This is a genomic window from Pseudomonas tructae (genome assembly GCF_004214895.1).
Classification (GTDB): Bacteria; Pseudomonadota; Gammaproteobacteria; order Pseudomonadales; family Pseudomonadaceae; genus Aquipseudomonas; species Aquipseudomonas tructae.
Map to the genome: position 1 here is coordinate 1,150,305 of NZ_CP035952.1, position 25,946 is coordinate 1,176,250.

The following is a 25,946-nucleotide window of genomic DNA, read 5'->3' on the forward strand; positions in this document are numbered from 1 at the left end:
GGCCTTCGGGCCCCGTTTTTTTATACCCGACTTTCACCTCACCCCGTAGGAGCGGGCTTGCCCCGCGATCACGGCACAACATGTATACACTTATACAAATGCACCATTTAATTTCATAAAAACGACATTTCGCCCTGTTCCGGTGCGCGTGCTTCTTGGTAGAGTCGGGAAAAAAACCAATAAGCCTCTCTGATCTGGTGAATGTCTAATGATCGAATCTGTCGAAGATTTCCTCGCTCGCCTCAAGCAACGCGACCCGGCCCAGCCTGAGTTCCACCAGGCGGTCGAAGAGGTGCTGCGCAGCCTCTGGCCGTTCCTCGAAGCCAATCCGCACTACCTGCAGGCCGGTATTCTCGAACGCATGGTCGAGCCGGAGCGGGCAGTCCTGTTCCGCGTGTCGTGGGTCGATGACCAGGGCAAGGTCCAGGTCAACCGCGGTTACCGTATCCAGATGAGCAGCGCCATCGGCCCGTACAAGGGCGGCCTGCGTTTCCACCCGTCGGTCAACCTTGGCGTGCTCAAGTTCCTGGCCTTCGAGCAGGTGTTCAAGAACTCCCTGACCTCTTTGCCCATGGGCGGTGGCAAGGGCGGCTCGGACTTCGATCCCAAGGGCAAGAGCGACGCCGAGGTGATGCGCTTCTGCCAGGCATTCATGAGCGAGCTCTATCGTCACATCGGCGCCGACCTCGACGTGCCGGCCGGAGACATCGGTGTCGGTGCCCGCGAAATCGGCTTTCTGTTTGGCCAGTACAAGCGCCTGGCCAACCAGTTCACCTCGGTGCTGACCGGCAAGGGCATGGCCTACGGTGGCAGCCTGATCCGCCCGGAAGCCACCGGCTACGGCTGTGTGTACTTCGCCCAAGAGATGCTCAAGCGCCAGGACCTGCGTATCGACGGTCGCCGGGTGGCCATCTCCGGTTCCGGCAACGTCGCCCAGTATGCTGCGCGCAAGGTCATGGACCTGGGCGGCAAGGTGATCTCGCTGTCCGACTCCGAAGGCACCCTGTACTGCGAGGCCGGCATGAGCGACGCACAGTGGGATGCGCTGATGGAGTTGAAAAACGTCAAGCGCGGGCGGATCAGCGAACTGGCCGAACGCTTTGGCCTGGAATTCCGCAAAGGCCAGCGCCCCTGGACCCTGTCGTGCGACATCGCCTTGCCCTGCGCGACCCAGAACGAACTGGGCGGCGAAGACGCCCGCACCCTGCTGCGCAATGGCTGCATCTGCGTGGCCGAAGGCGCCAATATGCCGACCACCCTCGACGCGGTGGACATCTTCATCGAAGCCGGCATCCTCTTCGCCCCAGGCAAGGCGTCCAACGCCGGCGGTGTTGCCGTCAGTGGCCTGGAGATGTCGCAGAACGCCATGCGCCTGCTATGGACCGCCGGTGAAGTGGACAGCAAGCTGCACAACATCATGCAGTCGATCCACCACGCCTGTGTGCACTACGGTGAGGAAAACGGCACGATCAACTACGTCAAAGGCGCCAACATCGCCGGCTTCGTCAAGGTTGCCGACGCCATGCTGGCCCAGGGCGTGGTTTGATCTAGCGGCGATAGGCCCGCGCAGCGTCGCGGTCCTTTTCCTGTTGCCACTGATCATCGCGCTCGTCCCAGTGACGGGCGCGATATTCCTGTAGGTCCTGATTCTCCTGCATGGCGTGGCACTGGCGAAAGCCATCGTCCCAGCCGGACTCGTACTGGCGGTTGCGCAGGTAGCGCGGCACGTCCTTGCGAAAGTCCCCGGCCATCACCCCGGCCGCCTGGCGACCGCTGCTGCAGCCGTCCTGGAAACCATCGGCATAGGCCGGTGGATAACCTTGATTGATCAATTGCTCGTGGGTTGTCTGGCAACCTGTGAGCATGCCGATTACCACCATGACCAGCCAATAGCACCGCATCTTCAGACTCTCCGCTTGCCAGGGAAAGTCTAGGTGGGGGATTGTCGCTGGCGTGTCAAAACCGTGTGAAACAGTTGCGGTGCTTCGCGGGGCAAGCCCGCTCCCACAGATCCTCAATACTGGTACCACTTCAATTCCAGCGTCACCTCGTTCTGCGCCGAGCTCAGCTTGCTGAAATCGCGGCTGGCACTCAGGCGCAGGCCCAGGTCGCGGGACAGTTCCCACTGCTGGTTCAGGCTAAGGCTGCGGCGCACCTCGCCATTGGTGAAGTAGTCGGCCTTGGCCTCGACGCTCAGGTTGCCCAGCGGATTGCGCCACAACAACCCGGTATTGAACCCCGCCGCCGGCGCAACGAAGGCGGCGAAGTCATTGTTGTGCTCGACCCGCACGGTGCCCAGGGCAAAGCCCAGCAGGTCATCGGCCAACTGCCAGGTGCCGCCGGCGCCACCGTTGACATGGCTGACCAGCACCTCGTCGCCATGCTTGCCCTGCACCCGCTCAAGCCCCCCGGCCACCTGCCACGACCAGGGTTTGAGCAAGGCATTGCGCGGCGTCAGCGAGCGAATGGTGGCAAGGTCCAGGCGCTGCACCTGCCAGTCATTGCCCTCGTACTGACGCAGTTTGAGCTGGAGGATCTCGATCTGCGCGCCGAGGGGGAAACCGTAGGCGTTGTCGTTGAGGTCGTGATACGCCATGCGCAGGCCATATTCGGCATAGGCGCGATCATCGCGGCTGCCCACGCCCAACTGCCAGGTGCGCGACTGATGGCCGTCTTCAGGCAATCCCGGGCGTTCGATTTCAAGTTCCGGCGGTGGGTTGCGGTTGATCGCCCGCAGCAGCTCGAAGCTGCGTTTGCTGCGCGCCGGGTCACGCTCCTGGCCGTTGGCCCGGTAGCGTTCCAGGCGATAGGCCGCGTCTTGCACCAAGGCCTGGCGCTCGCGGGGCAGGGTGGTGAAGTCAGGGCCTTGCAGTTGCGCGGTATCGGCACTGAGCGCCAGCACCTGTTGTTGCTCCTCGGCAGTCAGCGGCTTGGCCCGCTCCAGCAGTTCACGTTCGCGTGATGGCCGGTAGTCGATGCGCTCCACCAGGCCGGCCTGCTTTACAGCTTTGACCGTGTCGGTGGGGATGGCGGTCAGCGGAAACTGCGAGGTCAGGTCCAGGCTCGGACGTGCCACCTGCAGCAGTTCGAGCAAGCGGTAGGAGCAGTTCTCGTCGAAGAAGAAGTAGTCGAACTGGATCTGCTTGAGCTCCCACACGTGTTCGACCATGCGCCCGGTTTCTTCCGGGGTCAGGTTCAGCCGGTATTCCCACAGGTCGCGGTTTTCCAGGCTGCGGTATTCGGAGAGTTTTTCCTGGTAGGGCACCAGCGCGAACAGCCCCGGATAGCCGCCCATCAGGCCCTTCCAGGCATACAGGATGCTGTTGTCGCTACCCTCGATATAGGCGCCGAAGTTGATCGCGTAGCTGAGCAGAGCGGTGTTGTTGCTCTGCACGTCGGCCTGGTCGATCCGTAGCAGCGTGTGGCCGAACATCGACGAGGGGCTGTTCAGGTAGGCCGCCGGGAAGATCATCACCGCGCTGTGCGGCGAGACGTCCTTGAACCACTGGGTGTATTCCTTGCAAGCCGGGCTCGGCAAGTCGTTGAGTTGCAATTGCTCGCGCAGCCAGCGGGTACGTGCCGGGAACACGCATTGGGCATGGCGCTCGCCAAGGCTTGCCGGTGCATACAGGGCTTTGACGGTGGCGCGCAGCTCCTGGTCCGGGTGGTGGGCGCCGTCGTCGGCGAGAAAAAAGCGCTTGTCGTCGACGTAGCTGCGCCAGCCGCCGAGTTTGGCTGTCTCGTAGTGACCGAGGGCGATCCAATAGCGCTCGGCCGCTAGTTGCGTAAGGCGTGCGTCATCGAATGAAGGGGCAGCATGCAACGGGGCGCAGGCACACAGCGCCAGGTAAGCAAGGCGTTTGAGCATGTCGGGCAACTAAGTCTGAATGATGCCGATAGAGGCGGACAACAACCCGCCCCGGTGAAGGGGCGGGTGGGCCGAGCTTAAGCCTGGGTGACGTATTTGGCCAGGCGCGGATCGCTTTTGAGCACGGCGAGGGTGTTGTTGTGAACATCTTCGGCCGTTGCATCGGCGGTCTTGAAGATGTCCTGGAAGTGTTGATGGGTAACCGCGGCAAAGTGCGCGCGATCTTCCGGGGCAACGCCCAGCACCACGGCATAAGTGGTCAGGGCTTCACCTTGACCCTTGGCCATGTCTTCGGAGAGTTCGTTCATCATGCCGTTCATGGCGAACCATGATTTACCGCCATAGGTCAGCGCAGCGTTGGTCGAGCAGCCATTGGTGCCCGAAGTCATGCCGAATGTGGCGTTGCCGGAGGTGCCGTTGGTGGTGGATGCAAGGAAGTGGGCCGGTGTGCCGCGTTGGCCCTCGAACAGCATGTTGCCCCAGCCGCAGTCCGGACCACCAGGGGCCTGGGCCATGGCATTGAGGGAGACCGCGGTGAACAGAGTACCCAGAAGAATCCGTTTCATAGCATTGTTCTCTTTGTCGAAGTGCAAACCAAAGGTCAGGGTTGTCTGGCATACCTGCAGAGCCAGCTGCCAGGGCGGGTCGGTTATTTACCCAGCCGCGCAGTTTGGAGTTTAGGCACGATCTAAGGGTTCCGTGGTTTATTGCGAAAGATTGTCTGAATTTGTTGACGTGGATCGGCATTTCGCCCCTGCGACAATAAGCAGCGATGAGCCTTGCAAGGCGCACGCGCGCGGCGCCAGAATGCTGACATCGCCCCGCCGAAGTAAGGAAGCCCGATGCCCGATCCTGTCGCTGCGAGCCTGCGTCTTGCGCCCGAAGCCCTGACCCGGCCGTTTTCCGCTGAACAGTTCGCTTTTTCCACTACCAATGATCTGGAGCCTTTTCGCGGTGTGCTTGGCCAGGAACGTGCTGTCGAAGCCTTGCAGTTCGGCGTCGCCATGCCGCGTCCGGGGTACAACGTATTTGTCATGGGCGAGCCCGGCACGGGCCGCTTCTCGTTCGTCAAACGCTACCTCAAGGCCGAAGGCAAGCGCCTGCAAACGCCATCGGACTGGGTGTATGTCAACAACTACGACGAGCCGCGGGAGCCGCGTGCCCTGGAGTTGCCACCGGGCAGCGCCGGCGCCTTCATCAGCGACATCGGCGGTCTGATCGACAACCTGCTGGCGACCTTTCCGGCGGTTTTCGAGCACCCGTCCTACCAGCAGAAGAAGAGCGCCATCGACCGCGCGTTCAACCAGCGCTACGACCGTGCCCTGGATGTGATCGAGCGTGCCTCGCTGGAAAAGGACGTGGCCCTGTACCGCGACAGCAGCAACGTCGCCTTCACTCCGATGGCCGACGGCAAGGCGCTGGATGAGGCCGAGTTCGCCCAGCTACCGGAAGCCGAGCGGGAGCGTTTTCACGACGACATTGCCATTCTGGAGGAACGCCTCAACGAAGAGCTGGCGAGCCTGCCGCAATGGAAGCGCGAATCGAACAACCAGTTGCGTCATCTCAACGAAGAAACCATCACCCTGGCCTTGCAGCCATTGCTGGCGCCGCTGTCTGAAAAGTATGCAGAAAACGCCGCTGTCTGCGCCTACCTGCAGGCCATGCAGGTCAACCTGCTGCGCACTGTGGTCGAGCAACTGGTCGATGACAGCAAGACCGATGCCCAGGCGCGCAAGCTGCTTGAAGAGCAGTACGCACCGAGCCTGGTCGTCGGCCACCACGCCAGTGGCGGTGCGCCGGTGGTGTTCGAGCCGCACCCGACCTACGACAACCTGTTCGGTCGCATCGAATACAGCACTGACCAGGGCGCGTTGTACACCACTTACCGGCAGTTGCGCCCAGGGGCCTTGCACCGAGCCAACGGCGGCTTTCTGATTCTTGAAGCCGAAAAAATGCTCGGCGAGCCGTTTGTCTGGGACGCCCTCAAGCGTGCCTTGCAGTCGCGCAAGCTGAAAATGGAATCGCCCCTGGGCGAGTTCGGCCGGCTGGCCACCGTGACCCTCAACCCGCAAATGCTGCCACTGAACATCAAGGTGGTGATTATCGGGGCGCGGCAGTTGTACTACGCCCTGCAGGATCACGATCCGGACTTCCAGGAGATGTTCCGGGTGCTGGTCGACTTCGACGAAGACATTCCCATGGTCGACGAGAGCCTGGAGCAGTTCGCCCAGTTGCTCAAAACCCGTACCAGCGAGGAGGGCATGGCGCCGCTGAGCGCTGATGCGGTGGCGCGCCTGGCGACCTATAGCGCGCGCCTGGCGGAGCATCAGGGGCGGTTGTCGGCGCGTATCGGCGACCTGTTCCAGCTGGTCAGCGAGGCGGATTTCATCCGCCACCTGGCCAACGATGAAATGACTGACGCCGGGCACATCGAGCGTGCACTCAAGGCCAAGGCCACCCGTACCGGGCGCGTGTCGGCGCGGATTCTCGACGACATGCTGGCCGGTATCATCCTGATCGATACCGACGGTGCGGCCGTGGGTAAGTGCAACGGCCTGACGGTGCTGGAAGTCGGCGACTCGGCCTTCGGCATACCGGCGCGGATATCCGCCACGGTCTACCCTGGCGGCAGCGGTATCGTCGACATCGAGCGTGAGGTCAACCTCGGTCAGCCGATCCACTCCAAGGGGGTAATGATCCTCACCGGTTACCTGGGCAGCCGTTATGCCCAGGAATTCCCCTTGGCGATTTCGGCGAGTATCGCCCTGGAGCAGTCCTACGGTTACGTGGACGGCGACAGCGCGTCTCTGGGCGAGGCCTGCACGCTGATCTCGGCCTTGTCCAGGACGCCGCTCAAGCAGTGCTTCGCCATCACCGGCTCGATCAACCAGTTCGGTGAAGTGCAGGCGGTGGGCGGGGTCAACGAGAAGATCGAAGGCTTCTTCCGGCTTTGCGAGGCCCGCGGCCTGACGGGCGAGCAGGGGGCGATCATCCCGCGTGCCAACGTTGCCACGCTGATGCTCGATGAGCGGGTGTTGCAGGCGGTGCGTGCCGGCATGTTCCACGTGTATGCGGTGAGCCAGGCTGACGAGGCCCTGAGCCTGCTGGTTGGCGAGCCTGCTGGCGAGCCGGATGAAGAAGGGCAGTTTCCTGAAGGCAGCGTCAACGCCCGGGTGGTTGAGCGCCTGCGGGTGATTGCCGAAATGATCAGCGAAGAGGACTTGAAGGAGGCCGAGAAGGAGCAGGCCGAGCAAGCCCTGGCCCAGGTCAAGCCGTCCTGACCTGAGTGATACGAGTCAAAAAAACGGCGCTAAATGGAACATGACCATTCGGCGCCGGTTTTTTCACGCTTTGGCGGATTTCGCCTATCCTTCAACTCAGGGACAGTCGTAGGGTCAGGAAAGAAACAGCCTTGCTTGCAGGGCTGAACCAGGGTTTACCGAGGACCTTCGCCATGCCGCGCAGCCTCAGCCTCACCCGTCAATGCCTGGGCCTGGTGACCCGCATTGAATGCAGCATACGTCCACTGGCCGGCGACAACGGTATGTGGACCTTGCTGTTTGCCGCCGGCATGGCTGGCGAGCAACCTTCGGCGATCAAGGCCCAGGGGCCGTTTCATGGCCCGTTCGTGGCCGAATCAGTACTCAATGCCATCGTCGACAGCCTGACCCTGCACGGTTATCAACTGGCCGATGATCCGCAGATCTGGTCTGTCCACCTGCAGGCCCAACTGCGCCGCATCAACGGTGAACGGGTCCATCACGTCGGCGACTTCCAGTTCCATCCGGAAACCTGAGATGCTCGCGTCGAGCCTGTGGCAGCGTGCCACGGGCTTTTTCTGTCATGGCTGGCTGTTATACTCGCGCTCGCTTTTTGCCAACCTGACGAGTTTTCAATGGAACGTATTATCGAAAATGCGATGTATGCCTCGCGCTGGCTGCTCGCGCCGATCTATTTTGGTTTGTCGTTGGGCCTGTTGGCGCTGGCACTGAAGTTCTTCCAGGAGATCTTTCACGTCCTGCCCAACGTCTTCGCCCTGGCCGAAGCTGACTTGATCCTGGTGCTGCTGTCGCTGATCGACATGGCCCTGGTCGGCGGCCTGCTGGTGATGGTGATGATCTCCGGCTACGAGAACTTCGTCTCGCAACTGGACATCGATGAAGACAAGGAAAAGCTCAGCTGGCTGGGCAAGATGGACTCGTCTTCGCTGAAGATGAAGGTTGCCGCCTCGATCGTGGCGATTTCCTCGATCCACCTGCTGCGGGTATTCATGGATGCGCGCAACATCGAGCCCCAGTACTTGATGTGGTACGTGATCATCCATATGACCTTCGTGGTCTCGGCTTTTGCCATGGGTTACCTGGACAAGGTCACCAAGCACTGATTCGGGCGTTTTGCCGAGTTACCACCGCCCGTCCGTTGCAAAACGGACGGGCGGTTGCGTTTTTGCCTTGTGCTTTGTGTGCGGCTGTACAAAAAATGAACGGTCACTCGAAGTGCCAGGCACGAGGTATCGCAATGAACCTTCAACAGCTGAACACCGAGGCCAGGGCCGGTCATGTCGAAGAGCTCAACCTGATCGCCATCGAAGGTGGTGACTTCATTCTCGAAGCACGAGTAAAAGGCCATGCCCATCCGCTGTCGGACGCTCGGGGGCAGCGTCTTAAAGTGCATTCGGTAGTCGATGCGCAACGCTTGCTTGGTGGCTTGCCAGCAGTGCCGATGCACCTGGTGCACTGGTCGATGGATGATGAGATGTGCGGCGGTAGCGAGGCCGGTGACGGCGACCTGAAACTGCCGATGCCACGCCGTTCTGCCTGGTAGCTGATCTGCGCAACCGCAGTGTGCTAGGCTGCTCGCCCTTTTCATAAAGGGCGCGGTTGTTGTGCGCCCTGCAGCGGAGCAAGCAAATGTCCGAACTCAACCTGTCTACCGACGAAACTCGCGTCAGCTACGGCATTGGCCGTCAGCTGGGTGGCCAACTGCGCGACAACCCGCCACCGGGCGTGAGCCTGGACGCCATCCTGGCCGGCCTGACCGACGCTTTCAGCGGCCAGGACAGCCGCGTCAGCGAAGCCGACCTGTCGGCCAGCTTCAAGGTCATCCGTGAAATCATGCAAGCCGAAGCTGCTGCCAAGGCCGAAGCCGCCGCTGGCGAAGGCAAGGCCTTCCTGGCTGAAAACGCCAAGCGTGATGGCATCACCACCCTGGCTTCGGGCCTGCAGTTCGAAGTACTGACCGCAGGTGAAGGCGCCAAGCCAAGCCGCGAAGACAGCGTGCGCACCCACTACCACGGCACCCTGATCGATGGCACCGTGTTCGACAGCTCCTACGAGCGCGGCCAGCCGGCAGAATTCCCGGTCGGTGGCGTGATTGCCGGCTGGACCGAAGCCCTGCAACTGATGAACGCCGGCAGCAAATGGCGCTTGTACGTACCGAGCGAGCTGGCTTACGGCGCTCAGGGCGTTGGCAGCATCCCGCCGCACAGCGTGCTGGTGTTCGACGTCGAGCTGCTGGACGTTCTGTAAGACCTATCGCGGGGCAAGCCCGCTCCTACCCGAATTGTGTAGGAGCGGGCTTGCCCCGCGATGCTGTTCAATTCCAGTCGGTTCCGCCACCAGGGCGCAACGCCCGCGCATAGCAGAACAGGAACAGGTTTCTCACCAGTTCCTTGAGCACACTCGGCTCACTCGAATTCAGGCCATTGAGGTCCAGGTCACCCTGGTCGCGCAGTTCGTCCAGTGCTTCTTCTTCAAGCACGGCACAGACCTCGCCGGTTTCCCGGTGCAGGATGCGCAGGTACGGATGGGGGCGGTCAAGCCAGGCGTCTATCAGATAAGTCATGGCTATTCTCCTTGAAAGCGTTCAATGAGAATAATTCTTATTATCAAAATAGCAAGTGCCTATTGGCGGTTTTTTCCTGCTTGTGAGTCGTCGAGGCCGCAGAGCGGCCCCGAAACCCTGAAGAATCAGACCTTGCGGACGAATTCCGATTTCAGCTTCATCGGGCCGATGCCGTCGATCTTGCAGTCGATGTCGTGGTCGCCATCGCACAGGCGGATGTTCTTGACCTTGGTGCCGACCTTGACCACCAGCGAGGTGCCCTTGACCTTGAGGTCCTTGATCACGGTGATGGTGTCGCCGTCCTGCAGGACGTTGCCCACTGCATCCTTTTTCACCGCATCGTCGCTGGCCACTTCGGCTTCACCGGCAGCCGACCACTCGTGGGCGCACTCGGGGCAGATCAGCTGGGCGCCGTCTTCGTAGGTGTATTCGGAGTTGCATTTGGGGCAGGGTGGCAAAGTGCTCACTAAGGTTCCTCAAGACGTACAGGTACAAAACCTACATTGTATAAGGTTTTGTTGTAGGGAGGTGAATGCAATCGCGGGGCAAGCCCGCTCCCACAGGTTTGTGGGAGCGGGCTTGCCCCGCGATGAGGGAGGTGGCGAATCAGTGCGTGCGGGCGACGGCGAATTCGCTCAGTTCGACCAGCGCATCGCGGTATTCACTGGCTGGCAGAACATCCAGGCAGGCAATGGCGCGGGCCACGTAGTCGCGTGCCAGCTTAGCGGTGTAGTCCAGCGAACCCGAGGCTTCAACGGCCGCACGGATGCTTTCGAGGTCTTCGATGCCGCCTTTCTGGATCGCCTGGCGGACCAGTGCGGCCTGTTCGGCAGTGCCTTCGCGCATGGTGTAGATCAGCGGCAGGGTTGGCTTGCCTTCGGCCAGGTCGTCACCGACGTTCTTGCCCAGGGTTTGCGCATCGCCCTTGTAGTCGAGCAGGTCGTCGACCAACTGGAAGGCCACGCCCAGGTGGTCACCGAAGGTGCGCAGGGCTTCGCTCTGCTCTTCAGTCGCCTGGGCCAGGGCTGCGGCGCTGTGGGTCGAGGCCTCGAACAGCATCGCGGTCTTGCCACGGATGACGTCCATGTAGACTTCTTCGGTGGTGCTGGCGTCGCGGACCTTGGACAACTGCAGGACTTCGCCTTCGGCGATGACCCGGGTGGCCTTGGAGAGGATCTGCATGACCGGCATCGAGCCCAGTTCGACCATCATCTCGAACGAGCGCGAGTATAGGAAGTCACCCACCAGTACGCTTGGCGCGTTGCCCCACAGGGCGTTGGCGGTGGAGCGGCCACGGCGCATGCCGGACATGTCGACGACGTCGTCATGCAGCAAGGTAGCGGTATGCAGGAACTCGATGGTGGCAGCCAGCAGGCGCAGATCGTCGCCTTCGCGGCCCAGGGCCTTGCCGCACAGCAACACCAGCAACGGACGCAGGCGTTTGCCCCCAGCCGAGGTAATGTAGTCGCCGATTTTCGATACCAGCGGTACACGCGAAGTCAGCTGTTTCTTGATAATCTCGTCAACGGCGCTGAAGTCGTCCGCTACCGCACGGTAGAAAGCTTGGGGTTGCATCGGCCACAGGTGCTCCATAAAGGTTGCGCGGCATGCTAGGTCGCAGGTCCCGGCGTGTCAAGGCGCGCAGCCCGCAGGCCGGGGGTGGGACTTGCAAGCAAAGCGGGGCTTGCGTACAATCGCGCACCCTGAACTTCCTGGGCAGCACCTGCCTTACGCAATTGCACTGGGCCGTTCCAGCCCTATGCAGCCATGCCAGCCAATACTCTTCCTATAAAGAGCTGGGTGAGCAGGATTATCGGAGAAATACCCATGTACGCAGTAATTGTTACCGGTGGCAAGCAGTACAAAGTCGCCGAAGGTGAATACCTGAAAATCGAAAAACTGGAAATCGCCACTGGCGAATCCGTGACTTTCGACCACGTTCTGTTGGTTGCCAATGGCGACGACGTGAACATCGGCGCTCCAGTCGTTGCTGGTGCCAAGGTTGTTGCTGAAGTGATCTCCCAAGGTCGTCACGACAAAGTGCGCATCATCAAGTTCCGCCGCCGTAAGCACCACATGAAGCGTATGGGCCACCGCCAGTGGTTCACCGAAATCAAGATCACCGGTATTTCGGCTTAATCGCCTGAATCCATTTCTGGAGAATTGAACCATGGCACACAAAAAAGCTGGTGGTAGTACCCGTAACGGTCGCGACTCAGAAGCCAAACGCCTTGGCGTGAAGATGTATGGCGGCCAGGCTATCATTCCTGGCAACATCATCGTGCGTCAGCGCGGCACCCAATTCCACGCTGGCTACGGCGTTGGCATGGGTAAAGATCACACCCTGTTCGCCAAGATCGCGGGTAAGATCAAGTTTGAAGTAAAAGGCGCCTTCGGTCGTCGTTACGTGAGCGTTGTCGCCGAGTAATCGCGCGAACGCTGGAAAAGCCCTGTCTTGCGACGGGGCTTTTTCGTTTGTGGAGTGAGTCTCTTGCAAAGCTGTTTGTATGGGCTGCCGGCGTGGGTTGTTACTGTCGTGACGGGGCCGCCGCGCTCACTTTTGCAAGAGCCTTATGTCTTTGTGTCACTCAGCTCGTCCAGCTGACGAGAGGCGGTTTTTATGAAGTTTGTTGACGAAGTATCGATCCGGGTCAAAGCCGGTGATGGCGGTAACGGTTGCATGAGTTTCCGTCGCGAAAAATTCATCGAGAACGGTGGTCCTAACGGTGGTGATGGTGGTGACGGTGGCTCGATCTATATGGTCGCCGACGATAACCTGAACACCCTGGTCGACTACCGTTACACACGTCATTTCGACGCTGAGCGCGGTTCCAATGGCGGCAGCACCGACTGCACCGGCAAGAAGGGCGAAGACCTGATCCTGCGTGTGCCAGTCGGCACCACGGTGATCGACGCCGCCACTCAGGAAGTCATCGGCGACCTGGTCAAGCCAGGCCAGAAGCTGATGGTGGTTCAGGGCGGCTGGCACGGCCTGGGCAACACCCGTTTCAAATCCAGTACCAACCGTGCGCCACGCCAGACCACCCCGGGCAAGCCAGGTGAGCAGCGTGACCTCAAGCTGGAAATGAAAGTGCTGGCTGACGTTGGCCTGCTGGGTCTTCCGAACGCCGGCAAAAGTACCTTCATCCGCTCGGTCTCGGCCGCCAAGCCGAAAGTTGCCGACTACCCGTTCACCACCCTGGTGCCGAACCTGGGCGTGGTCAGTGTCGACCGCTGGAAGAGCTTCGTTGTTGCGGACATCCCGGGTCTGATCGAAGGCGCCTCCGATGGGGCCGGCCTGGGTATCCGCTTCCTCAAGCACCTGGCGCGTACCCGTCTGCTGCTGCACCTCGTCGACCTCGCGCCGCTGGATGAAAGCAGCAGTGCCGATGCCGCCGAAGTCATCGTCAACGAGCTGACCCAGTTCAGCCCGTCGCTGGCCGAGCGTGACCGCTGGCTGGTGCTGAACAAGACCGACATGCTGATGGACGACGAGCGTGACGAGCGGGTCAAGGAAGTGGTCGAGCGCCTGCAGTGGGAAGGTCCGGTCTATGTGATCTCGGCCATCTCCAAGCAGGGCACCGAGCAGCTTAGCCGCGACATCATGCGCTACCTTGAAGACCGCGCCGACCGCCTGGCCAACGATCCGGCCTACGCCCAAGCGCTGGCCGACCTGGATCAGCGCATCGAAGACGAAGCCCGTGCCCAGTTGCAGGCCCTGGATGACGCCCGTGCCCTGCGCCGCAGCGGCGTCAAGAGCGTGCACGACATCGGCGACGACGATGACGATGATTGGGATGAGGAAGACGAAGACGGTCCGGAAATCATTTACGTGCGCGACTGATTCGTTGCAGTACACTAAACGCCGCTCTCAGGAGCGGCGTTTTGGTATCTAAAGATCTGAATAGGTTGGAAGAAGATGCGGAGCAAGGTGACGGGTGCGCAGCGCTGGGTGGTGAAAATCGGCAGTGCCCTGCTGACAGCGGATGGCAAGGGCCTGGATCGCGCGGCCATGGGTGTCTGGGTCGAGCAGATGGTGGCGTTGCATGAGGCGGGTGTCGAGTTGGTGCTGGTGTCGTCCGGGGCGGTTGCCGCCGGGATGAGCCGCCTGGGTTGGGCCAAGCGACCGAGTGCGATGAACGAACTGCAGGCTGCCGCCTCGATCGGCCAGATGGGCCTGGTGCAGGCCTGGGAGTCGAGCTTTGCCGAGCATGGCCGGCACACCGCGCAGATTCTTCTGACCCACGACGATCTGTCTGACCGCAAGCGTTACCTCAACGCCCGCAGCACCCTGCGCACCCTGGTGGAGCTGGGCGTGGTGCCGGTGATCAACGAGAACGACACGGTGGTCACCGACGAGATCCGCTTCGGCGACAACGACACCCTGGCGGCGCTGGTGGCCAACCTGGTGGAGGCCGACCTGCTGGTGATTCTCACCGACCGCGACGGCATGTTCGATGCCGACCCGCGCAACAACCCAGATGCGCAGCTCATCTACGAAGCCCGTGCCGATGATCCGAGTCTCGATGCGGTGGCCGGTGGTACCGGCGGCGCCCTGGGCCGTGGCGGCATGCAGACCAAGCTGCGCGCCGCGCGCCTGGCAGCCCGTTCCGGGGCGCACACGATCATCGTCGGTGGTCGCCTGGAGCGCGTGCTGGACCGGCTCAAGGCTGGTGAGCGTCTGGGTACCCTGCTGTCGCCCGAGCGCGGCATGCTCGCTGCGCGCAAGCAATGGCTGGCCGGACACCTGCAGACCCGTGGCACCCTGGTGCTCGACGATGGCGCGGTCAAGGCGCTGCGCAAGGACAGCAAGAGCCTGTTGCCAGTGGGCGTCAAGACTGTGCAGGGCAGCTTTCGCCGTGGCGAGATGGTGGTCTGCGTCGGCGCGGATGGCCTCGAAGTCGCCCGTGGCCTGGCCAACTACAGCGCCCTGGAAGCACAGAAAATCATTGGCCAGCCGTCCGACGCGATCGAGGGCCTGCTGGGCTACATCGCCGAGCCGGAGCTGGTGCACCGTGACAACCTGATTCTGGTCTGAGGAAATACGCGTGTTCAAAGGGATAGTTGCAGCAGCGCTGCTGGCATTGCCGGTACTGGCGGCGGCCGAGGAGATCGGCCAGGTATCGACGGTGTTCAAGATCGTCGGGCCGAATGACCGCATCGTTGTCGAAGCGTTTGATGATCCGAAGGTGGAGGGCGTGACCTGCTACCTGTCGCGGGCCAAGACCGGTGGTTTGAAAGGCGGCCTGGGCCTGGCTGAAGACCGCGCCGAAGCTTCGATCGCCTGCCGCCAGGTCGGGCCGATTCGCTTCAAAGAGCCGCTCAAGGACGGTGACGAGGTGTTCAAGGAACGCACTTCGCTGGTGTTCAAGACCATGCAGGTGGTGCGTTTCCTCGACAAGAAGCGCAATACCCTGGTCTATCTGGTGTACTCCGACCGGATCATAGAAGGCAGCCCGCAGAATGCGGTGACGGCGATTCCGATCTTGCCGTGGGCTCAATAAAGCATCGCGGGGCAAGCCCGCTCCCACAGGATGATGTTGATCCCTGTGGGAGCGGGCTTGCCCCGCGATTAGCCTCAAGCTGAAGCTTCTTCCTCTTCTGCCCGCACCACCGCCTTCTCCACATCCCGGCGGCTGATGTACTTCCAGTCCGCCTCGTCGATGTAGATCCCGTTCGGCCCGCTGCCGCCTTCCAGGTCGATGGCGACATGCGCCGAAACCTGCGGCTTCACACTGGCCAGAATCGGCACAAAGCCCAACTGCAAGCTGGTTTCCAGCAGTGCTGCCTGGTTGCGTTCGTCGATGTCGGCCGCTTCGTCCAGGTAGTACGGCAGGCGTACGCGGCCGGCCAGGTCGCGGTCCATCAGGTGCAGCAACAAGTACATGTTGGTCAGCGCCTTGATGGTCATGGTGGTGCCGTTGGACGCCGCACCGTCGATGTCGGTGTGGATCACCGGCTGGCCACCGACCTTGGTGATCTCGAAGGCCAGTTCGAACAAGTCCTTCAGGCCCAGCTGGTTGTGGTTGGCCGCCACTAGCCGTGCCAGGTACTCCTTGGCCTCTTCGTTCTTGTTGTCCTGCTCGGCACTCTGGCTCAGGTCGAACACCGACAGGGTCTCGCCTTCCTCGTACTGGCCGGCGCTGTGGATGATCTGGTCGATGTGCTTGAGCGCTTCCTTGTTCGGTGCCAGGACGATGCGGAAGCTCTGCAGGTTGGAGACCTGGCGCTTGTTGATCTCGCGGTTGAACAGCGCCAGTTGGTGCTCGAGGCTGTCGTAGTCGCTGCGGATGTTGCGCAAGGTCCGGGCGATGTCGGTGACCGCGGCGCGGCGTGCCTTGCCCAGGGTCAGGGCTTCTTCGGTACGGTGCGAATAGGCGTTGATCAGCAGTTGCAGGCGACGCTCCATGTCGTCTTCGCTGTCGAACTTGGCCACGCCCTTGAGGCGCACCTGGGCGTACAACGCCTCGATCTGGCCATCGACGCGCAACAGGCCCTGCCAGCTGTCCTGGTAGTCGTTGAGCAGCGGCAGCAGGTTATCCATGCTGTCGTCGACCGGTTCCATGAACGGAGTGCCGAACGGCAGGTCGGCAGGCAGCAGCTGGCGACGGCGCAGGGCGTCGTCGAGGGTGCGTTGCTTGGCTTCCATGTCGGCGATCTGCCGGCCGACCAGTTGCAGCTTGGCTGACAGTTGTTGGACGCGTTCGGTGAAGGCGTCGCTGGAGCGCTTGAGTTCGTCCTGGGCAGCTTCCATCTGTGCCAGTTGCTCGAGCTTGTCGCCCTCTTCGGCGGACAGGGTCTCACTACGGCGGAAGTCTTCCAGGGCCTTCTGTGCATCCAGTACCTGCTGGTACAGGGCTTCGGTCTGGGTCTTGCTCGCGGCGCGGTCGGCGGCTACGGCCTGCTGGGTCTTGAGCTGCTTGAGCTCTTTGTCCAGGCGCTCTTTCTGATCGCGCAAGGCGGCGCGGTCGGCCAGGGCCTGCAGGGCAGGGGGCTCGATGTGCGTCAGGTCGATGGACAGACCCGGCGCTTCGAAGCGCTCGCCCTTGAAGCCGTCGAGGACCGCTTCCAGGGATTTTACCCAGACGTCGCTGTCGTCCAGCTCGATGCCGCGCTCGCCCAGCGGCAGGCTGAACAGGGCACCGTTGAACAGGCGCATCAGGCGCTCGACGTCCTGCTGCGAAAACTCTTCGCGCAGCCGTGCATAGCTGTTGTTGTCGGCGTGGTCGAGCTGCTGCTTGACCGATTTGAGGCGTTTTTCCAGCTCACGCAGGCGCTCTTCGAGGTCTTCGGCGCTGAATTGACGTGACTGCGCAAGGGCACCGGCCAGTTCGTCGTGAGCGTCCTTGGCGGCCAGCAGTTGCTGCTCCAGGACCTTGACGTCATCGACCAGGGCAAAGCGGTGCTTGAGCACCGACAGCTCGCCGAGCCAGCGTTGCACGCCGGTGATCTCGCGTTCCAGGCGCATCAGCTCCTGGGTGCCGCCACGCTGGTCGTTCTGCAGGCTGTCCTGCTCGTTCTTGTAGTGCTCGGCCTGGATCACCAGCTCCTCTTTGCGCGCGCCGGCGTAGTCTTGCCAGGTGCCCAGCAACGAGTCGAGCAGTGGCGACAGGCGGTGTAGCTTGCCGCGCAGGATGTCGCGCTGGGCCACGCCATTGGCCAGGGCTTCGACCAAGGGGCCGGCGGCGACCAGCGAGTTGTAGTCCTGCTCCATGCGCCGCACGTCGCGGAAGGCTTCTTCGCAGGCGGCGATGTAGTCGACGCTGCCCGAGCGCAGGCTGTGCTCGAAGGCATCGAGGAACAGCTGCTTGAGCTTGGCGGCGGTGATCTCGCGCATGTGCAGCAGGTTGATGAACAGCGCGCGGAAGGTCTTCAGGCTCTGCTCGCTGGTAGAGCGCAGCGGGATCAGGGTCAGGTCCAGCGGGATCGAGGTATGGCCACCGACCAGCAACCGGCGCAGCTCGTCAGGCTTGAGCTCGTAGGCTTTGAGGCCATTGCGCTCAAGGTTGCTGAATAGCTCTTTCTGGCGCAGGCAGGTGTCGTTCTTCTGGTAGTGGGCCAGGTCCAGCTCGCCGGCATAGGCGAAGAACTGGTGGCCGAAACCGCCTCCCGGGCCGCGGCCGACCACGCCGATCACGTGCGGGCCGTGGGGCAGGTTGACCTCGCAGAGGATGTAGCTGGTGTCGCTGGCAAAGTAGAAGCGCCGCGACTGCTCCAGGCTGTATTTGCCGAAGCTCATGTCGGACATGCGCGCCAGGATCGGGAACTGCAGGGCGTTGATCGAGGCACTCTTGCCCAGGTTGTTGGCACCGTAGACCGACAGCGGGTGTTCCAGGGGGAACAGGCCCAGGCTGTAGCCGGCGGTGTTGAGCAGTGCGAAGCGGCGAATGCCGTAGCGTTCCTGGCTCATGCGTCAATCTCCTGTTGCTCTTGCGCAATGGCCCGGGCCAAGGCGTCTTCTTCGCTTTCTTCGAATGGGCTGAGGTCCAGCGGGTCGTCGGTACGGTTCAGTTGTTCCGGGCTCTCCTCCTCGACCAGCACCGGTGTTGGCAGCGGCAGGGCGCTGTGCAGGCTGGCGGCCAGGTCGCGGTCCTGCTGGACCGACAGGCAGACATCGAGGAAGCGGTGCATTGGCGGCAGGAAGCGGTAGATGCCGTTCTCTTCGTGGGCAAAGCCGAGCTGGGTCATGCGGCGCATGATTTTTTCTTCCAGCTCGTCCGGGGTCTGCACTTCGGCCTGGATGAACAGGTCGCGGTACTTTTCCAGCAGCGAAGGCAGCTCGTCGCGGCCCAGGCTGCCGCCGTCGAGCACCGACATCGGGTCGCGGCCCTGGTCGGCCAGGTGTTCGACCAGGATGAAGGTGAACAGCGACAGACGCTGGGCGGTCTTGTTGACCTGGGCGGCCGCCAGGTCCGGGACGAAGTAGTAGAAACCGCGGGTGTCGCACACCAGTTCAAAGCCCAGGGCCTTGAACAGGCCACGGTACTGGTCCTGGAAGTTCGACAGTTGGGCGTACAGCTCCGGATCGCGGCGGCTGATATGGAAGCCCTTGAACAGCTCGCGGAAGATCGGTGCGAGCTGGGGCAGTTCGGAGAGATCAAGATGCATGGGCAGGGCTCGCAGTTGGCTCAGGCGAAGGTTCGCGGCTCGATGTCAGAGCGAAGGAACGCAGGCTGACCAGGTGTTCGCGGGTGGTGTACTCGCGGCGCTCGAGGCGCTCGCGGGCAAAGCGTTTTTCCCGCGACAGGCGCGAGAACCAGTACAGCAGCTCGTCGGTGGCGCCTTCAGGCTCCTGGTCGAGCAGCCAGACCATCAGGTCCGGCAGCGGCAGGGCGTCTTCGCAGCGCTCGAGCATCTCCTTGACCGTACGCGGCGCACGCGGGGCGTCGCCCTTGTGGCTCTTGTGGGCCTTGGGGAACTGCGCAGGCTTGGGCTCGAAACGGGCCAGGGCATAGACGTAGGCTTCGACCTGGCTGGCGCTGCCCAGGAAGGTACTCTGCGGACGGGTGAACAGCGGCATGGCGGCTTGTGGCACGGCGTCCAGGCCTTTGCGACGGATCACCGACAGCGCCAGGGCGGCGCCGCGGGTCACGGCGTTGTGCCGGCGGGCTTCTTCACGCAGCGGCAACAGCAGTTCGCGGGCATGGCGCAGGGTCAGCTGGGCGCTGGTCTGCATTTCCAGGATGCGCGCATGGGTGCGCAAGAGCATGTCGTCGTCGACCAGATGGCCCAGGCGGGCCTGCTCGCCGAGCAGGCGCAGCAGCACCGTCTCGACCTTGCGTACACCTTGCTCGAAGGCGCCATCGGCGTTGACCAGCTGGATCATCGGTTCGACGTATTCGTCCCAGGTCGCCAGGACTTCGGCATAGCGCTGGCGCAAGGGGATCTGCCGGTCGCTGGTCTTGGCGCGTTCGGCCACGGCGACCAGCGCCTGCTCGTCGTTGTCGAGTTTCTTCAGGACATCGCGCACGCGCATGTCGAGCAGGCGCAGCTGGCGCGCGAGGTCGTTGCCGTCGCGAATCTCGAAGGCATCCTGGATATGCCCGGCCAGGCGCTCGAGGTGGCGCAGGTAGGCTTCGATCTCCAGGCACAGGCCCAGGCGGTGCTCGCGGCGCAGGTAGGCGAGAAAGTCGTGGATCTGGGCGTTGAGCTCGAAACGGTTCGGGCTTTTCGCCACGGGCACCAGGATATCCAGGCGGATCCACACATCGAGCAGGCTGGTGATGTCCTGAGGCGTGCTCTCGAGCTGCTGGGTGGCCAGTTGCTGGCGCAGTTCGGCCAGGCTCAGGGTGCCCCCGTCGAAGCGCTCGCACAGTGGCTCGAGCAGGGCCCAGTGTTCGGCTAGGGCGCGCAGGACGCGCTTGGGTTCGATCATTGGCGGGTCGACTCGTTGCCAAATAAAAGCGCCGATTGTACTGCATCAGACGCCTGTCGATTCACCCCCTGATCGCTTCAAGCTGCTGTCGGGCGGTTTTCTGCCGATCAACAGCGGCGCCGAGCGACGAACAACGTTAGAATATCGCCCCTGACTTACCCACAGATGGCCGATCCTTCTTGTTAATCGAGTCCCGCCGCCGCGCTTACCTCAACGCCATGCAAGTGGTGCACTGGCTGCCGCGTGCCGAACTGCCGTTCGCCGCACCGTCGCGCCCGGAGCTGTTGCTGCCGGTGGCGCCGCTGGAGGAGCCGGCATTCGAGCCGCAGGAGCGTGCACCAGCGGTGGCGGCCGTTGCACCGAGTGCGCCGCAGGTGCGCACCGGTGAGCGCCCGAAGATCGAGATCCCGCGCCCCGGCAGTACGCCGAAAGTGGCCGCCAAGCCTGCGCAAGAGGCCGAAAAGCCACCTGTCGCGGCCAGGCCCGCCCCCGTGCCACCGCCACGCTTTGCCCTGCAACTGCTGCGTGCCGGCAATTGCCTGCTGCTGGTTGAGCTTGCCACCGGCGAGGCGTTCCAGAGCCGCGACCCTTCCTATCTGCTGCTCAAGGACATGCTGCGCGCCGCCGGCCTGCCGGACAGCCCGCAGATCATCGGCGAGCCGGTGCGCTGGCCGCTGCTGGTGCGTGGCAACCTCGATCAGGGGCCGCAGGCTGCGACCGATTTCGTTCAGGGTTTTATCCAGGCCCGGCTTGAAGAAGCGCCGTGCGTCTGTCTGTGGCTGATCGGCCTGCCTGCCGTGCGTTTTGCCGGCGAGGCCGACGCCCAAGCTTACTACCGCGAGTTACCGGTTGAAGGGCTAGGCACTGCCTGGGCCTTGCCGGGGCTTGAACTGTTGATGGACGAGCCGCAGCGTAAAGCGGACGTCTGGCAAGCCATGCGCCGGCTGATGGCGCGCTGGAAACCACGTGATGAGTGACACAATCAGCTTCCGCCGGATGACCGAGGCGGATCTGGATGCCGTACTGAAGATCGAATACGCAGCCTTCAGCCACCCCTGGACCCGTGGGATCTTCCTCGACGGGCTCAAGTCCTATGAAATCTGGCTGATGTTCGAAGGCCAGCAGCAGGTTGGCCACGGCGTGATCAACGTGATCATCGATGAGGCGCACCTGCTCAATATCACCGTCAAGCCGGAAAGCCAGGGCCGCGGCCTGGGCCTGCGCCTGCTGGAAGAGCTGATGAAGCGCGCCTACGCAAGCAATGGCCGCGAGTGCTTCCTGGAAGTACGTGCCAGCAACCAGTCGGCCTATCGCCTGTACGAACGCTTTGGCTTTAATGAAATTGGCCGTCGTCGTGACTATTACCCGGTTGCTGGCGGTCGCGAAGACGCCCTGGTCATGGCCTGCACCCTGTTCGAGTAGCTGGTAGCGGCTCGGGCTTGCCGCCTGTCACACGATGCGCATTCACCATGAGGCTTGAACATGCACGATCTACAAGAACTGATTGATAACAACGCGCGCTGGGCCGATGCGATCAAGCAGGAAGATCCGGATTTTTTCGCCAAGCTTGCGCGTCAGCAGACCCCTGAGTTCCTCTGGATCGGCTGCTCGGACGCCCGGGTGCCGGCTAACGAGATCGTCGGCATGTTGCCGGGCGACCTGTTCGTTCACCGCAATGTCGCCAATGTGGTGCTGCACACCGATCTCAACTGCCTGTCGGTGATCCAGTACGCGGTGGATGTGCTCAAGGTCAAGCACATCCTGGTCACCGGCCACTACGGTTGTGGCGGGGTGCGGGCGTCGATGCAGGATCGTCAGCTAGGCCTGATCGATGGCTGGCTGCGTTCGATACGCGACCTGTACTACGACAACCGTGTGGAGCTGGCCAAGCTTGCGACCGAGGAGGAGCGGGTGGATCGCCTGTGCGAACTGAACGTGATCCAGCAGGTGGCCAACGTCGGTCATACCACCATCGTCCAGAATGCCTGGCACCGTGGGCAGAGCCTGTCGGTGCATGGCTGCATCTATGGCATCAAGGATGGGCGCTGGAAGAGCTTGAATGCGACCATCAGTGGCATCGACCAGTTGCCGCCGCAGTACCGCTTGCGTCCGCAGGATTGAGTCTATCGCGGGGCAAGCCCGCTCCCACAGGATTGATGCTCAGCCCTGTGGGAGCGGGCTTGCCCCGCGATGAGTCCACCTCAACTCTTCTGCAAATCGCGCAGCGTCCGCGTCACCGCACCGGTATTGCACTTGGCACTGGCCTGCTCCGGGGTCATGTTGCGAATCGTGCGGAAGTACAGCTCGCACGTCTGTTTCTTCGCCGTTACCTGCCACTTCTGGGTGCAGGCGCCCAGGGTTGCCTTGGCATCCGCCGCCGGGTTACGGCCCATGCCCGCTTGCCAGCAGGCCGCACTCAAGTCCTGCCCCATCATTTTCAGCCCGGCCTGATCGGCCTTGTCCTGGTCACCCCCATAGTTGGTCTTGTCCGCCGCATACCAGATCGCACTCGGGTGGTTGGCACCCAGCACCGGTACCTTCTGCCCAGGCGTCGGGCTGATGGTCGCCAGGCCCAGCACGTAGAGCTTGGGTCCGTACTGCTGCTCGATCCAGCTGCGTACCGGCGAACCGAAGGCAACCATCGGCAAGGAGGCGCCATCACCGGTGCGGGTCACTTCCTTGACCATCTGCACCTGATAATCCTTGAAGTAGCCGTACACGCCTTCCAGATCCTTGCCGGCACTGGCTGGTGCGGCGATCGGGGCGATGTCGACGATGGTCTGGTAGGCGGGGGTGTGCTCGGCGGGGATGCCGTTGAAGGTCAGCAGCGTGGCCCAGCGGTCGGTGGTGTTGGAGCGCAGGTAGTCCTGAGCCTGGGTCAGCGAGTAGTCGGGCGGGAAGTGCAAGAGTTCGATGCTACGGCGCTTTTCCAGGGCCATGCCCAGGGGCAGGAACAGGTTCCAGCTGTAGGCCCACTTGCCGTCGCGGTTGAGCTGGCTCGCGCCCTGGTAGGCCAGCTCGCCGGTGTCGAGCAGCGCCTGCAGGGGCTTGCTGTAGTCGCTCGGGACACCCTGGATGTCAGCATGCAGTTTGTCGTTGTCGCGATTGACCTTGACGGTCGCGCCCGCGTATCCGTCGCGTCGCACGCTTTGGGTCAGGTAGTGCTCCACCGTCTGCTCCAGTGTCCAGTCACGAAAGCAGATAACGTTGCAGTTGTTGGGGTAGGCAAACAGCCGGGTCACCCGTTCCTGGTCGCCCAGGTCGATTCGGGCGTCGGCCTGGATGGCGCTGCTGAAGGCCAGTGTGGCCAGGGCGAAGGCCAGTGGAGCAGTCGTGTGCATGCTTAACTCCTTGTCAGTTCCTCCCCGTAGTCGGGAGGCTTGCCATACTGGAGGAATTTCCTGGGGCTTGGGAAGGGGAGCGGGCTGATGAATTCGTGGTGCAAAGCTGGTATCGGTGCAGGGCTTTTACTGACAGTGCTCGCAGTCACTCAGGCCCGGGCCGAAGAGCGTGACCTGCATCTGTTTGCCCAGTGGGCGGGCGATCACCAGACCCGGCCGTTTCGCCAGATGCTGGTGGACGCGCGCCTGTATGGCGTGGTGCCGATTCATCAACTGCTACGCTCGGCCAGTGACTGGCGCTTGTGCAGGGCCGAGCCCTTTGCGGTGGCGCCAACGGCGCAGTGGCCGGCGGTGCGCTCGACACTGCTGTTGCTCAAGACCCTGGGCGAGCAAGGCGCGCTCAAACAGTACGAAGTGGTGTCGGCTTACCGCAACCCGGTGCTCAACCGTTGTGCCGGAGGCGCCGAGGCCAGCGCCCATACCCGGGCCTTTGCGGTCGACCTGTTGCTGCCGAACTGGGCCGATCCGACGCCGCTGTGCAGCTTCTGGCAAGTGCATGGCAAGGACTGGAACATGGGCCTGGGGCGTTACCCGTCAGGGCGCATTCACATCGACACGGCGGGGTTCCGCACCTGGGGTGGTGATTTCAGTGCCGGTTCCTCCTTCTGCGCCCCGGCGGTGGCCGGCAAGGCTCAGGTCAGGTGAGCCAGGCAGGCGTGTGATTGTTCTATCACCCACTGGGCGAAACAGCGGCTTTTGTCATCGTCAAGAATCGCCTGGGGGCTGAGCAGGTAGTAGGCCGACTGGTCCTGGATAAAGCCGCGCGGCGCCTGCAACTGGCCGCTGTCGATTTCATCCTGGACCATCAGGCGCGAGGCCATGGCCACGCCCAGCCCTGCTGCGGCGGCCTGGATGCACAGGTAGAAGTGTTCGTAATCGGCGCGGCTGCTGCCCTTGGCCGATTCGCCCGCCTGGCGCAGCCAGGTGTTCCAGGCATGGGGGCGCGATCCGCTGTGCAGCAGGCGTTGGCCGGCCAGGCCGTGTTTGGGCAGGGCGTGCCCGGCACTGCACACCGGGCCGACCCATTCGTCGCAGATCTTCAGTGCATGCAGGTTGGCGTCCCAGTGAAAGTCATCACGGCGCAGGGCCAGGTCGACACCGCTACGGGCAAAGTCGATCGGCCCGCCCGCCGCCACCAGGTGCAGATGAATATCCGGGTGAGAGGCATGAAAGGCTGGCAGCCGCGGGATCAACCAGCGCATGGCGATGGTCGGTTCGCACGACAGTACCAGCACGTTCTCCCGTGCTTGCTGCTGCAGGCGGTACACCGCACCTTCCAGTTGCTCAAAGATCGACAGGGTGGTGCCGTGCAGGGCGCGTCCGGCCGCAGTGAGGAAGATGGCCCGGTTGCGTCGCTCGAACAGTTGCACCCCCAGCGACTCCTCCAGCAGGCGCACCTGCCGGCTTACCGCGCCGTGGGTGACATTGAGCAGTTCGGCGGCGCGCACGAAGCTCTGGGTTTGCGCGGCAACGTCGAAGTAGCGAAAGGCGGACAGCGCAGGCAATTTCATATCTGTGAGAAAAACTAGCGGATTTGCTTCACTATAAATCGCTTTTTGCCTTACCCGAAGCTTTCGATAATGTCGGCGCGCAGAGCTATCTGTGCATTGGCCTAGCAGATCGAGGAGCTTTACGTGAATGAACTCATAGCCGTTGCCCTGTTTACCGTGCTGGCGGTGATCAGCCCGGGGGCCGACTTTGCCATGGTCACCCGCAGCAGTTACGCCTTTGGCCGCCGGGCGGGCCTGGCGGCAGCCTTGGGCATTGCCCTGGGCGTACAGGTGCATGTGCTCTACACCGTGTTGGGCATCGCGGTGATCATCAGCCAGAGCCCGGCGCTGTTCCTGGCCATGAAGGTGCTGGGGGCGGGGTACCTGATCTATCTTGGCTACAAGTCACTGACCAACACCACGCGGATTTCCCTGGAGGGTGCCAACGCCAGCCAGCTAGGCGTGCTGGCGGCCTTGCGCTCAGGCTTTCTGACCAACGCCCTGAACCCCAAGACCATGCTGTTTGTGGTCAGTGCCTATACCCAGGTGGTACAGCCAGGCAGCTCGCTGGCAATCAACTTCGGCTATGGCGCGTTCATGTCGTTTGCCCACTGGTTGTGGTTCAGCCTGGTGGCGGTGTTTTTTTCTAGCACAGTCTTGCGCCGGGCCATGCTCGAGCGGCAGCGTCTGGTCGATCGGGTGATCGGCGTGGCGTTGATTGGTCTGGGGCTGGCGGTAGTGTTCGCCAATGTGCGCTAAGCGGGGAGGGTAAAAATCGCAGGCAAGAAAAAAGGGCTTACCTTGCGGTAAGCCCTTTTTAGTACTTGGTGGCTACACAGGGACTTGAACCCCGGACCCCAGCATTATGAATGCTATGCTCTAACCAACTGAGCTATGTAGCCAAGTGGCGCGCATTATTCGCCTGAAACGGATTTGTGTCAACACTCTTTTTAAAAAAAATTAACGCG

27 protein-coding genes and 1 tRNA gene are annotated in these 25,946 nt (G+C 62.3%); 16 read left to right on the forward strand and 12 right to left on the reverse strand.

The window, feature by feature from the left end:
• Positions 1 to 208: 208 nt before the first annotated feature.
• Entirely contained in the window at positions 209 to 1,546 is a 1,338-nt protein-coding gene (gene gdhA, locus EXN22_RS05155; protein ID WP_130263053.1) for an NADP-specific glutamate dehydrogenase, read from the forward strand.
• A gap of 1 nt (position 1,547) precedes the next feature.
• Here gdhA and EXN22_RS05160 read toward each other — a convergent pair whose 3' ends face one another.
• From EXN22_RS05160 to EXN22_RS05170, 3 genes are all read right to left on the reverse strand, one after another.
• Positions 1,548 to 1,901, reverse strand: a complete 354-nt coding sequence (locus tag EXN22_RS05160; RefSeq protein ID WP_130263054.1) for a hypothetical protein — start codon at positions 1,899 to 1,901, stop codon at positions 1,548 to 1,550.
• 113 nt (positions 1,902 to 2,014) lie between these two features.
• Positions 2,015 to 3,868 (reverse strand): Lnb N-terminal periplasmic domain-containing protein, encoded by a 1,854-nt coding sequence (locus tag EXN22_RS05165; RefSeq protein ID WP_130263055.1) that lies wholly within the window; start codon positions 3,866 to 3,868, stop codon positions 2,015 to 2,017.
• 77 nt (positions 3,869 to 3,945) lie between these two features.
• Positions 3,946 to 4,434, reverse strand: coding sequence for a DUF3015 domain-containing protein (locus tag EXN22_RS05170; RefSeq protein ID WP_130263056.1), 489 nt, complete (start codon positions 4,432 to 4,434; stop codon positions 3,946 to 3,948).
• A 276-nt stretch (positions 4,435 to 4,710) separates the two neighbouring features.
• Between EXN22_RS05170 and EXN22_RS05175 the strand changes: the two genes are divergently transcribed.
• The 5 genes from EXN22_RS05175 (at position 4,711) to EXN22_RS05195 (ending at position 9,396) form a co-directional block, all read left to right on the forward strand.
• Positions 4,711 to 7,149 carry a Lon protease family protein gene (locus EXN22_RS05175; protein WP_130263057.1) on the forward strand — a complete coding sequence of 813 codons (2,439 nt, stop codon included), beginning with the start codon at positions 4,711 to 4,713 and terminating at the stop codon, positions 7,147 to 7,149.
• Between the two features lie 173 nt (positions 7,150 to 7,322).
• Complete coding sequence (locus EXN22_RS05180) at positions 7,323 to 7,664, forward strand: PA4575 family protein (RefSeq protein ID WP_130263058.1); 342 nt, start codon at positions 7,323 to 7,325, stop codon at positions 7,662 to 7,664.
• A 99-nt stretch (positions 7,665 to 7,763) separates the two neighbouring features.
• A complete protein-coding gene (locus tag EXN22_RS05185) occupies positions 7,764 to 8,252 on the forward strand; it encodes a TIGR00645 family protein (protein ID WP_010226381.1) in 489 nt (162 codons plus the stop codon).
• 134 nt (positions 8,253 to 8,386) lie between these two features.
• On the forward strand, positions 8,387 to 8,692 hold the full coding sequence (locus EXN22_RS05190) for a DUF6482 family protein (RefSeq protein ID WP_130263059.1): 306 nt from the start codon (positions 8,387 to 8,389) through the stop codon (positions 8,690 to 8,692).
• Between the two features lie 86 nt (positions 8,693 to 8,778).
• Entirely contained in the window at positions 8,779 to 9,396 is a 618-nt protein-coding gene (locus tag EXN22_RS05195) for an FKBP-type peptidyl-prolyl cis-trans isomerase (protein WP_130263060.1), read from the forward strand.
• A gap of 67 nt (positions 9,397 to 9,463) precedes the next feature.
• On the opposite strand, the gene EXN22_RS05200 is transcribed toward EXN22_RS05195, so the two are convergent.
• From EXN22_RS05200 to EXN22_RS05210, 3 genes are all read right to left on the reverse strand, one after another.
• A complete protein-coding gene (locus tag EXN22_RS05200; RefSeq protein ID WP_038997219.1) occupies positions 9,464 to 9,712 on the reverse strand; it encodes a PA4570 family protein in 249 nt (82 codons plus the stop codon).
• A 125-nt stretch (positions 9,713 to 9,837) separates the two neighbouring features.
• Complete coding sequence (locus EXN22_RS05205; protein WP_130263061.1) at positions 9,838 to 10,179, reverse strand: zinc ribbon domain-containing protein YjdM; 342 nt, start codon at positions 10,177 to 10,179, stop codon at positions 9,838 to 9,840.
• Positions 10,180 to 10,318: 139 nt separating this feature from the next.
• On the reverse strand, positions 10,319 to 11,287 hold the full coding sequence (locus EXN22_RS05210) for a polyprenyl synthetase family protein (protein ID WP_038997216.1): 969 nt from the start codon (positions 11,285 to 11,287) through the stop codon (positions 10,319 to 10,321).
• Positions 11,288 to 11,539: 252 nt separating this feature from the next.
• Between EXN22_RS05210 and rplU the strand changes: the two genes are divergently transcribed.
• The 5 genes from rplU (at position 11,540) to EXN22_RS05235 (ending at position 15,216) form a co-directional block, all read left to right on the forward strand.
• A complete protein-coding gene (gene rplU / locus EXN22_RS05215) occupies positions 11,540 to 11,851 on the forward strand; it encodes a 50S ribosomal protein L21 (protein ID WP_130263062.1) in 312 nt (103 codons plus the stop codon).
• Positions 11,852 to 11,882: 31 nt separating this feature from the next.
• Positions 11,883 to 12,140, forward strand: coding sequence for a 50S ribosomal protein L27 (gene rpmA, locus EXN22_RS05220; RefSeq protein ID WP_010225698.1), 258 nt, complete (start codon positions 11,883 to 11,885; stop codon positions 12,138 to 12,140).
• 192 nt (positions 12,141 to 12,332) lie between these two features.
• Positions 12,333 to 13,556: an Obg family GTPase CgtA gene (gene cgtA, locus EXN22_RS05225; RefSeq protein WP_130263063.1), complete on the forward strand. Its 1,224-nt coding sequence runs from the start codon at positions 12,333 to 12,335 to the stop codon at positions 13,554 to 13,556.
• A 75-nt stretch (positions 13,557 to 13,631) separates the two neighbouring features.
• The gene (gene proB / locus EXN22_RS05230; RefSeq protein WP_130263064.1) at positions 13,632 to 14,750 is read left to right on the forward strand and encodes a glutamate 5-kinase; all 1,119 of its coding nucleotides are present in this window, start codon (positions 13,632 to 13,634) and stop codon (positions 14,748 to 14,750) included.
• 10 nt (positions 14,751 to 14,760) lie between these two features.
• Entirely contained in the window at positions 14,761 to 15,216 is a 456-nt protein-coding gene (locus EXN22_RS05235) for a CreA family protein (protein WP_177413995.1), read from the forward strand.
• 74 nt (positions 15,217 to 15,290) lie between these two features.
• Here EXN22_RS05235 and mksF read toward each other — a convergent pair whose 3' ends face one another.
• The 3 genes from mksF to mksB are packed head-to-tail and all read right to left on the reverse strand — an operon-like array spanning position 15,291 to position 20,087.
• Positions 15,291 to 18,122 carry an Mks condensin complex protein MksF gene (mksF, locus tag EXN22_RS05240; RefSeq protein WP_130263066.1) on the reverse strand — a complete coding sequence of 944 codons (2,832 nt, stop codon included), beginning with the start codon at positions 18,120 to 18,122 and terminating at the stop codon, positions 15,291 to 15,293.
• Positions 18,119 to 18,820: an Mks condensin complex protein MksE gene (mksE, locus tag EXN22_RS05245; RefSeq protein WP_130263067.1), complete on the reverse strand. Its 702-nt coding sequence runs from the start codon at positions 18,818 to 18,820 to the stop codon at positions 18,119 to 18,121. Before mksE ends, mksF begins: the two co-directional genes overlap by 4 nt.
• Complete coding sequence (gene mksB, locus EXN22_RS05250) at positions 18,810 to 20,087, reverse strand: Mks condensin complex protein MksB (protein WP_036993806.1); 1,278 nt, start codon at positions 20,085 to 20,087, stop codon at positions 18,810 to 18,812. The genes mksE and mksB overlap by 11 nt, the downstream gene beginning before the upstream one ends.
• A gap of 179 nt (positions 20,088 to 20,266) precedes the next feature.
• On the opposite strand from mksB, the gene EXN22_RS05255 reads away from it, so the two are divergent.
• Genes EXN22_RS05255 through can form a run of 3 tightly spaced genes read left to right on the forward strand, consistent with a single transcriptional unit; the run spans position 20,267 to position 22,208 of the window.
• On the forward strand, positions 20,267 to 21,064 hold the full coding sequence (locus EXN22_RS05255) for an energy transducer TonB (RefSeq protein ID WP_130263068.1): 798 nt from the start codon (positions 20,267 to 20,269) through the stop codon (positions 21,062 to 21,064).
• On the forward strand, positions 21,057 to 21,509 hold the full coding sequence (gene rimI / locus EXN22_RS05260) for a ribosomal protein S18-alanine N-acetyltransferase (protein ID WP_130263069.1): 453 nt from the start codon (positions 21,057 to 21,059) through the stop codon (positions 21,507 to 21,509). The genes EXN22_RS05255 and rimI overlap by 8 nt, the downstream gene beginning before the upstream one ends.
• 60 nt (positions 21,510 to 21,569) lie before the next feature.
• Complete coding sequence (can, locus tag EXN22_RS05265) at positions 21,570 to 22,208, forward strand: carbonate dehydratase (protein WP_130263070.1); 639 nt, start codon at positions 21,570 to 21,572, stop codon at positions 22,206 to 22,208.
• Between the two features lie 80 nt (positions 22,209 to 22,288).
• On the opposite strand, the gene EXN22_RS05270 is transcribed toward can, so the two are convergent.
• Positions 22,289 to 23,428 carry a hypothetical protein gene (locus EXN22_RS05270; protein ID WP_130263071.1) on the reverse strand — a complete coding sequence of 380 codons (1,140 nt, stop codon included), beginning with the start codon at positions 23,426 to 23,428 and terminating at the stop codon, positions 22,289 to 22,291.
• 87 nt (positions 23,429 to 23,515) lie between these two features.
• Here EXN22_RS05270 and EXN22_RS05275 point away from each other — a divergent pair, with 87 nt between their 5' ends.
• Positions 23,516 to 24,133, forward strand: a complete 618-nt coding sequence (locus EXN22_RS05275; RefSeq protein ID WP_130263072.1) for a D-Ala-D-Ala carboxypeptidase family metallohydrolase — start codon at positions 23,516 to 23,518, stop codon at positions 24,131 to 24,133.
• On the opposite strand, the gene EXN22_RS05280 is transcribed toward EXN22_RS05275, so the two are convergent.
• Positions 24,121 to 24,999, reverse strand: a complete 879-nt coding sequence (locus EXN22_RS05280) for a LysR substrate-binding domain-containing protein (protein WP_130263073.1) — start codon at positions 24,997 to 24,999, stop codon at positions 24,121 to 24,123. The genes EXN22_RS05275 and EXN22_RS05280 overlap by 13 nt on opposite strands.
• A 123-nt stretch (positions 25,000 to 25,122) precedes the next feature.
• On the opposite strand from EXN22_RS05280, the gene EXN22_RS05285 reads away from it, so the two are divergent.
• Entirely contained in the window at positions 25,123 to 25,737 is a 615-nt protein-coding gene (locus EXN22_RS05285) for a LysE family translocator (protein ID WP_130263074.1), read from the forward strand.
• Positions 25,738 to 25,803: 66 nt separating this feature from the next.
• Here the strand turns inward: EXN22_RS05285 and EXN22_RS05290 are convergent.
• A tRNA-Met gene (locus tag EXN22_RS05290) sits at positions 25,804 to 25,880 on the reverse strand.
• Between the last annotated feature and the right edge of the window lie 66 nt (positions 25,881 to 25,946).

Coding starts and splice junctions, on each gene's coding strand:
- gdhA (WP_130263053.1), top strand. CDS start 209: ATGATCGAATCTGTCGAAGATTTCCTCGCTCGCCTCAAGCAACGCGAC.
- EXN22_RS05160 (WP_130263054.1), bottom strand. CDS start 1,901: ATGCGGTGCTATTGGCTGGTCATGGTGGTAATCGGCATGCTCACAGGT.
- EXN22_RS05165 (WP_130263055.1), bottom strand. CDS start 3,868: ATGCTCAAACGCCTTGCTTACCTGGCGCTGTGTGCCTGCGCCCCGTTG.
- EXN22_RS05170 (WP_130263056.1), bottom strand. CDS start 4,434: ATGAAACGGATTCTTCTGGGTACTCTGTTCACCGCGGTCTCCCTCAAT.
- EXN22_RS05175 (WP_130263057.1), top strand. CDS start 4,711: ATGCCCGATCCTGTCGCTGCGAGCCTGCGTCTTGCGCCCGAAGCCCTG.
- EXN22_RS05180 (WP_130263058.1), top strand. CDS start 7,323: ATGCCGCGCAGCCTCAGCCTCACCCGTCAATGCCTGGGCCTGGTGACC.
- EXN22_RS05185 (WP_010226381.1), top strand. CDS start 7,764: ATGGAACGTATTATCGAAAATGCGATGTATGCCTCGCGCTGGCTGCTC.
- EXN22_RS05190 (WP_130263059.1), top strand. CDS start 8,387: ATGAACCTTCAACAGCTGAACACCGAGGCCAGGGCCGGTCATGTCGAA.
- EXN22_RS05195 (WP_130263060.1), top strand. CDS start 8,779: ATGTCCGAACTCAACCTGTCTACCGACGAAACTCGCGTCAGCTACGGC.
- EXN22_RS05200 (WP_038997219.1), bottom strand. CDS start 9,712: ATGACTTATCTGATAGACGCCTGGCTTGACCGCCCCCATCCGTACCTG.
- EXN22_RS05210 (WP_038997216.1), bottom strand. CDS start 11,287: ATGCAACCCCAAGCTTTCTACCGTGCGGTAGCGGACGACTTCAGCGCC.
- rplU (WP_130263062.1), top strand. CDS start 11,540: ATGTACGCAGTAATTGTTACCGGTGGCAAGCAGTACAAAGTCGCCGAA.
- rpmA (WP_010225698.1), top strand. CDS start 11,883: ATGGCACACAAAAAAGCTGGTGGTAGTACCCGTAACGGTCGCGACTCA.
- cgtA (WP_130263063.1), top strand. CDS start 12,333: ATGAAGTTTGTTGACGAAGTATCGATCCGGGTCAAAGCCGGTGATGGC.
- proB (WP_130263064.1), top strand. CDS start 13,632: ATGCGGAGCAAGGTGACGGGTGCGCAGCGCTGGGTGGTGAAAATCGGC.
- mksF (WP_130263066.1), bottom strand. CDS start 18,122: ATGAGCCAGGAACGCTACGGCATTCGCCGCTTCGCACTGCTCAACACC.
- mksE (WP_130263067.1), bottom strand. CDS start 18,820: ATGCATCTTGATCTCTCCGAACTGCCCCAGCTCGCACCGATCTTCCGC.
- mksB (WP_036993806.1), bottom strand. CDS start 20,087: ATGATCGAACCCAAGCGCGTCCTGCGCGCCCTAGCCGAACACTGGGCC.
- rimI (WP_130263069.1), top strand. CDS start 21,057: ATGAGTGACACAATCAGCTTCCGCCGGATGACCGAGGCGGATCTGGAT.
- can (WP_130263070.1), top strand. CDS start 21,570: ATGCACGATCTACAAGAACTGATTGATAACAACGCGCGCTGGGCCGAT.
- EXN22_RS05270 (WP_130263071.1), bottom strand. CDS start 23,428: ATGCACACGACTGCTCCACTGGCCTTCGCCCTGGCCACACTGGCCTTC.
- EXN22_RS05275 (WP_130263072.1), top strand. CDS start 23,516: ATGAATTCGTGGTGCAAAGCTGGTATCGGTGCAGGGCTTTTACTGACA.
- EXN22_RS05280 (WP_130263073.1), bottom strand. CDS start 24,999: ATGAAATTGCCTGCGCTGTCCGCCTTTCGCTACTTCGACGTTGCCGCG.